The 1,016-nt window shown below is 73.3% G+C and carries 1 pseudogene; it reads left to right on the forward strand.

Annotated features, from left to right (window positions below):
* Positions 1-1,016, forward strand: a pseudogene (locus ACTWQE_RS34075) (acyl-CoA synthetase); the annotation flags it as partial.

Below are 1,016 nucleotides of genomic sequence, written 5' to 3' on the forward strand. Positions count from 1 at the left end.
TGTGCCCGCTGTCGTCGCCGACTGCGGCGAGCACGGCGTGCAGGGCCTGGTGGTGGTCTCGTCCGGTTACGCCGAGAGCGGTCCCGCAGGCCGCGACCGCCAGCGCGAACTCGTCCGCCAGGCCCGCTCGTACGGGATGAGGATCATCGGGCCCAACGCCTTCGGCCTGCTCAACACCGACCCTGCCGTACGCCTCAACGCCTCCCTCTCGCCCGAGCTGCCGCCCGCCGGCCGGCTCGGGCTCTTCAGCCAGTCCGGCGCCATCGGCATCGCCCTGCTCTCGGGGCTGCACCGGCGCGGCGGGGGGCACGTCGGGATCTCCACCTTCGTCTCCGCGGGGAACCGCGCCGACGTGTCCGGCAACGACTTCCTGCAGTACTGGCACGACGACCCGCACACCGAGGTCGCCCTCATGTACCTCGAATCCATCGGGAACCCGAGGAAGTTCACCCGGCTCGCCCGGCGCACCGCCATGGTGAAACCCGTGGTGGTCGTCAAGGGCGCCCGGCACAGCGGCCGTGCGCCGACCGGACACACCGTGCCCACGACCCGGATCCCGGACGCGACCGTCTCCGCCCTCTTCCGGCAGGCCGGAGTGATCCGCGTCGGCACCGTCACCGAACTCGCCGACGCCGGACTGCTGCTCGCCGGCCAGCCGTTGCCCACGGGGCCGCGCGTCGCCATCCTCGGCAACTCCGACTCCCTGGGCCTGCTCACCTACGACGCCTGTCTGACCGAGCGGCTGCGCCCGCTGCCGCCCCGTGACCTCACCACGGCCGCCACCCCGGACGACTTCCGCGAGGCACTCGTCACGGCCCTGGAGGACGACCTGTGCGACGCGGTCGTCGTCACCGCCATCCCCTGGGTCGGTGACGGCGACACCTCCGATCGCGAGCACAGCGGCCAGGCCGTCGCCGCGGCCCTGAGGGAGGCGGTGGCCCGCAGCGCGGCGCGCAAACCCGTCGCCGTCGTCCATCTGGAGATGGACGAGCTGGTGGAGGCCCTGGGCGCGCCGG

This window comes from Streptomyces sp. 8N706 (assembly GCF_052245415.1).
GTDB lineage: Bacteria > Actinomycetota > Actinomycetes > Streptomycetales > Streptomycetaceae > Streptomyces.